The following is a 5,603-nucleotide window of genomic DNA, read 5'->3' as shown; positions in this document are numbered from 1 at the left end:
GGCGCCCTCCGCCGCGGCGACGCCGCGGATCTCGCCCTTGCCGAAGCGCGACTTGTCCTTCGCTGACCGGATCGCGTGACCGTACGCCACCCAAGTCGAGGCCGAGGCGCCAACCGCGGGCACGAAGCCACCGAAGACGCCGATGATCGAAGAGCGCAGGATCAGCCATTTGTGGGCGAAGAAGTCGCGCACGCCATCGCTGCGCGGACCCAAGGCCACCGCCGACCCGGCGATCCCGCCGCCGATGGCCAGCATCGAGATCGCCTCGGCGATGCCGAACAGCCCCAGAGCCATGATGGTCAGCGAGACCCCGTCAAGGAGCCAGACCTGGCCAAAGGTGAAGCGGAAATCGGCCGCCGCCGTCGCCGGTCCGATGACCCCGAGCAGGATCCCAAGACAGGCCGCCGCAAGACCTTTCTTCAGGTTCTTGCCGACCATCGACGAGGCGAAGAATAGTCCGACCAGCGCGAACATGAGCAATTCGGGCGTGCCGAGCATCAACACGATCGGTCCGGCGACCGGGATCGCCACAAACAGCACCGCTGCGCCGACCAGTCCGCCGACCATCGAAGCGAGGAACCCCACGCCCAGCGCCCGCGACGCCTGCCCCTGTTTCGCCAGCGCGTGTCCTTCGATGGCGGTCGGCGCCGATGCGGGCGATCCCGGCGCCCCGAGCAGGACCGAAGTGATCGTGTCCGAGGTATAGACCACCGACACCGCCCCCAGCAGCATCGCCAGCCCCGCATAGCTGTCGAACTGGTAGATGAAGGGCAGCAGGATCGACACTGCCGCAACCCCGCCGAGCCCTGGCAGCATGCCGAACACCAGGCCGACCGCCATGCCGATGAACAACGCCAGCAGGCGCATCGGCTCCAGCAGCGCCTCAAGCGCGATGGCGGCATGCCCGAACATTCACGAACCCCGCAGGAACTGTCGGAGAAGAGAGCGGCCCGGCCACAGGCCTCGGCCGCCCGGCAGAGGTCCGCGCAGGTTCAGAAGCGCACGCTGAACTTCTCGCCCAGCAGGTTGCGAAGATAGGCCCGAACTTCGTCCGACGGCTGCAGCGCGCTGCGCACGTTCTCCTCGATGTCGACCCCGGCCATCAGCGGCGTGCCGCCGGTGATCTCGCGGCTTCCCGCGATGAACTCGGGATCGGCGTTGATCGCCGCCACGCCTTCTGCGAAGGCCTGCAGGGCCTCTTCCGGCGCATCGGGATGCAGGTAGCCGGTCAGCCCGAAGGCATAGGTCGTGGTGGCGATCGCCTGGAAGGCTTCCCACTCGATCCCGGAGGGTTCCTCGCCGTGGATCATCATGTGCGCCTCGAAGACCGACGGCAGGTCCGGCGCGACGCCATCGCGCGCGCTCAGCCGACCGTCCTCCGCGATCGATCCGCCGGTGTAGACGGGAATGGCGGCCCCTTGCTCGACCATTGGAACAACCTGGGTCATGTAGACCGGTGTGAACTGCGCCTCGAGGTTCGTCTCGCCGCGCTGGAAGGCAAGCAGGGTCGGACCGCGCCCGGAAAAGCCCATCACCGAGGCGATAGGCAGCCGCAGCACCTCGAACGACAGCACCGCCGGCAGGTCCGAGGCCGCGGCCGAGATCCCACCATAGATCAATGGCGCGCTGGCGTTCGGCAGGTCGGCGGCGGTCTCGACCCCCAGCCCAGGCGCAACGAAAATCACCGAGCCGAAGGCATGGCTGTAAGCCACACGATACGACGCAAGGTCGTAGGCGACTTCGGATTGCCCCAGAACATAGGGGTTCGAAGTGGACGACGTGGTGAACAGCACCGTGGTGCCGTCGGCGCGCGCATTGGCCTCGAACCAGTTGGCGCCAAGGATCGAGCCGCCGCCCGGACGGTCGACAACCGTGACTGTCGGGTTGCCCGGCAGATGCCGCTCGAAGAAGGGCTCGAGAAACTTCGCCGAGACATAGGTCGCCCCGCCCGGCGCGAACGGCACCACGACCTCGATTTCCTTGCCGGCGAAGTAGCCGCCCTGCGCGGCAGCCGGCAACGCAGAGCCACCCGCGACCGCCAGGCCGAGAAGCGCCGTCACAACGTTAAGTCGGTCCATCGTATCCTCCCCTTGTCGAAGGCGCTTTGCGCCCGTCTCTTTGAAGACTGATCAGGCGATCCGGTTTTCTAGAACCCCCAGTCCGGTTATGCTGACCTGCATAAGGTCGCCCCTCTGCAGATACTTCGGCGGCGTGAAGCCGATGCCTACGCCCACCGGCGTTCCCGTGGCGATGACGTCGCCTGGCAGAAGCGTCATCGTGCGGCTCATGGTCTCGATCAGCGTCGGGATGTCGAAGATCAGGTCCGCGACGGTCGCCTTCTGCCGGACCTCTCCGTTGATCCGCGTCTCCAGCTCAAGCGCGCCGACATCCGCGATCTCGTCGGCCGAAACCAGATACGGGCCCATGGGGCAGAAGGTGTCGATCCCCTTGCCGATGACCCACTGGTTGTGCCGGCGCTGCAGTTCGCGCGACGTGACATCGTTCATCACGACATAGCCGAAAACGTGATCCATCGCGCGCGTCTTGGACACCTGAAAAGCCCGCTGTCCGATCACCACGCCCAGTTCGCCTTCGTAGTCGACGGTCCCCGTGTGATCCAGCGAGCCCAGAACGTCAGCGCCGGGCCCAACCACCGAGGTCGTTGCCTTCGTGAAGATCACGGGTTCGCTCGGCACCACTTCCCTGGCGCTGGAATCGAAGCCGCTGGAGTGGAACTCGGCGGCATGGGCCCGGTAATTCTTGCCGACGCAGAAGATGTCGCGTCGCGGCTCGGGCATCGGCGCAAGAAGGGTGACTGACGCCAGAGGCGCCCGTTGCGCCGCATCCAGAGACGCCCAGCGGGCAACCCCCGCAGCGCCCTCGGCCACGAGATCCCCCACGGCTCGATCGGCCCCGGGACCTTCCGCGCAAATGACGACATCCTCGCCGTCCAGATAGCCGGCGGCGATGGCCCCGTCACGCTTGAAAGTCAGGAGCTTCATAATCGAGACTTTCCTTTTTCATCGATAAAAGTACGATACGCCGAACGCGGGCGTTGTCAATCACATGGAAGCGCCGGCACAAGGGAGTGCGACCGCGCAGAACGGGGGGATCGTTGAGCGCACCGCCACGCACCGCGACGCCGCTGGAGAAGTCTGACGGCGAGACGCTCACCGAGGCGGCCTACGAGGCGCTGCGTCGCGACATCATCCGCGGCGTGCGGACGCCGGGCGAGCGGTTGCGCATCGGCAGGCTGAGCGATCTCTACGCCGTCGGACCGACCCCGCTGCGCGAGGCGCTGCAGCGCCTCAGCGCCGAGGGCATGGTGCTGGCGGGGGGCAACCGGGGCTTCACCGTCATCGCGCTCGACATGGAAGAGTTCCGCGACCTCAACATCGCGCGCACCGCCTTGGAGCGCGAGGCGCTGCGGCTGTCGCTGCTGCGCGGCGACGAGGAATGGGAGGTCGGCGTGATCTCGGCCGCATACCGCATGAGGAAGGCGGACGCCGCCCTTGCCGGCGGCGACCTCGACCTCGACCGCTGGGAAGCGGCGAACGAGGCGTTTCATCGCGCCATGGTGGCGGCTTGCGGGTCCAAGTGGCTGTTGCGCCTGCGCAAGACCCTCCACGACCAGTGCGAGCGCTATCGCCGCGCCTCGGTGTATCTGCGCCGCGGCAGCCGCGATCTGGGCGCCGAGCACGGCCGCATCGTTGAGGCTGTGCTGGCGCGGGACGTCGACGCCGCGGCCGATCTCACCGAGGCGCATTACGCCGCGACGGCGGAGAACCTCGCCGCCGATTTCGCGCTGCGGAGCGCCTCGACCAGCGCGGCGGGCTCCGACGGGGCCGACCCCGCGTGACCTGGGAAGAACTGGCGCTGTTTCTCTCCGCCGGCGTGGTGGGCGGCGTGGTCAACGCCCTTGCCGGGGGCGCGAAGCTCTTTGTCTTCCCGATACTTCTCGCATCGGGCCTGCCGCCGATCATGGCGAACGCCACGGGCACCGTGGCGCTCTGGCCAGCGCAGCTTCCCGCGCTCTTGCTGCACCGCCGGCTCGTCGCGGGCGACGGGCAGGGCTTGCTGCTCCGGATCTGGCCGGCGCTGGTGGGAGCGCTGGTCGGGGCCGGATTGCTGATCGTGGCGTCCGAGCGGGCGTTCCTGACCGTGATCCCCTTCGTCCTGGTCGCCGCCGTCGCCGTCATCGCCTTTGGCGACCGCACCGCGACGCTGGCTTCCCGCGTCCTTCCGGATCGCCATCGCGCCCCGGCCGCCGGCGTGCTGTTGTTTCTAAGCGGCGTCTACGGCGGCTTCTTCGGCGCCGGGATGGGTTTTCTGCTGATCGCGGTCCTTACGCTGAGCGGCGTCGCCTCGATCCACGTCGCCAACGCCGAGAAGAACGCTGTCGCGACCGCAATCAATACGACCGCGGTCGCCCCGCTGCTGCTTTCGGGTCTTGTGCACCTGCCGGCGGCGGGGGTGGTTCTTTTGGGCGGGCTGGTCGGCGGCTTGCTCGGCGGTCTTTTGGCCGGGCGTCTGCCCGAGGCGCCGATGCGGATTGGCGTCGCGTTGCTCGGCACGGTGCTGACGCTTTCGTTCCTGTTCTCATAGGCTGCCCGAAAGGACCGCAATGAAACTGCTGACCTATCTGAACGGAGCCAGCCGGCGTGTCGGCCTCGCCGTCGACGACGCGCTGATCGACCCGATCGAGGCCGGCGGCGACCCCGCGTTCTTCGCCGACACGACGGCCTTCATCCGGGGCGGCGCGGCCGCGATGGCGGCCGCCCGCGCGCTGATCCCGACCGCGTCGCGCCGCCCACTGGCGGGCGTGCGGCTCGCGGCGCCGATGATACCGACCACGATCCTCTGTTCCGGCAGCAACTACCGCGCCCACAACGCCGAGAAGGCGGGTTCGCCGCTCTCTGGACGGGAACCCGAGTTCTTCGTCAAGACCGGGGACTGCGTGATCGGCCCCGACGAGCCGATCGTGCACGATCCGATCCTCACCCGCAAACTGGATTGCGAGACCGAATTGGCGGTAGTTGTCGGCAAACCCGGCCGCCACATCGCAGTCGAGGACGCACACGAGCACATTTTCGGCTATACCATCGTGAACGATGTCACCGCACGCGACCGCCAGGTGCGCCGCAACGCCGAGGGGTTCACTTGGTACGAACTCGGGCGCGGCAAGGCCTTTGACACTTCCGCCCCGATGGGGCCGGTGATCGTCACCGCTGACGAGTTTGGCGATCCGCAGGCCAAAATGCTCCGCACGCGGATCAACGGCGAGCTGCGCCAGCAGTCTTCTACTGCCGAGATGATCTGGGGCTGTGCGGACCTCGTGCATTTCTTCTCGGTAAACTTCACCATGCGTCCGGGCATGGTGATCCTCACGGGCACGCCGGCTGGCACAGCGTGGTCGTCGGACACAGAGTTGGGCGGCCGCTGGGAGCCGGCCCCCGGCCTCGTGGCGGCGACGCGCTACTGCGCACCGGGAGATCTGGTCGAGTCCGAGATCGAGGGTATAGGCGTTCTCCGCAACCCGGTGGCCGCAGCCTAGGGAGCGAATTCATACCCCCCTCTTCCATACTCTCTGAGCTAACAGCTGA

Annotated in this window: 6 protein-coding genes; 3 read left to right on the top strand and 3 right to left on the bottom strand. The window is 67.4% G+C overall.

Going from position 1 to position 5,603, the window contains the following annotated elements; genetic code table 11:
* From V7Q31_RS17040 to V7Q31_RS17030, 3 genes are all read right to left on the bottom strand, one after another.
* Positions 1 to 912, bottom strand: a 912-nt coding sequence (locus V7Q31_RS17040; RefSeq protein WP_333835051.1) for a tripartite tricarboxylate transporter permease, incomplete at its 3' end; no start/stop codon positions are given.
* Positions 913 to 992: 80 nt separating this feature from the next.
* Positions 993 to 2,078 carry a hypothetical protein gene (locus V7Q31_RS17035; protein WP_333835050.1) on the bottom strand — a complete coding sequence of 362 codons (1,086 nt, stop codon included), beginning with the start codon at positions 2,076 to 2,078 and terminating at the stop codon, positions 993 to 995.
* A gap of 51 nt (positions 2,079 to 2,129) precedes the next feature.
* A complete protein-coding gene (locus tag V7Q31_RS17030; RefSeq protein WP_333835049.1) occupies positions 2,130 to 3,002 on the bottom strand; it encodes a fumarylacetoacetate hydrolase family protein in 873 nt (290 codons plus the stop codon).
* 113 nt (positions 3,003 to 3,115) lie between these two features.
* Between V7Q31_RS17030 and V7Q31_RS17025 the strand changes: the two genes are divergently transcribed.
* The 3 genes from V7Q31_RS17025 to V7Q31_RS17015 are packed head-to-tail and all read left to right on the top strand — an operon-like array spanning position 3,116 to position 5,554.
* Positions 3,116 to 3,859, top strand: a complete 744-nt coding sequence (locus V7Q31_RS17025) for a GntR family transcriptional regulator (protein WP_333835048.1) — start codon at positions 3,116 to 3,118, stop codon at positions 3,857 to 3,859.
* On the top strand, positions 3,856 to 4,605 hold the full coding sequence (locus tag V7Q31_RS17020) for a sulfite exporter TauE/SafE family protein (RefSeq protein WP_333835047.1): 750 nt from the start codon (positions 3,856 to 3,858) through the stop codon (positions 4,603 to 4,605). The genes V7Q31_RS17025 and V7Q31_RS17020 overlap by 4 nt, the downstream gene beginning before the upstream one ends.
* Before the next feature lie 19 nt (positions 4,606 to 4,624).
* On the top strand, positions 4,625 to 5,554 hold the full coding sequence (locus tag V7Q31_RS17015; RefSeq protein WP_333835046.1) for a fumarylacetoacetate hydrolase family protein: 930 nt from the start codon (positions 4,625 to 4,627) through the stop codon (positions 5,552 to 5,554).
* The last annotated feature ends 49 nt before the right edge of the window (positions 5,555 to 5,603 follow it).

Origin of the sequence: Rubrimonas sp. (genome assembly GCF_036788415.1) — a bacterium.
Taxonomy (GTDB): Bacteria; Pseudomonadota; Alphaproteobacteria; order Rhodobacterales; family Rhodobacteraceae; genus Rubrimonas.
Note: the sequence above shows the minus strand (reverse complement) of the source record. Positions and strands in the feature narration are given on the sequence as shown.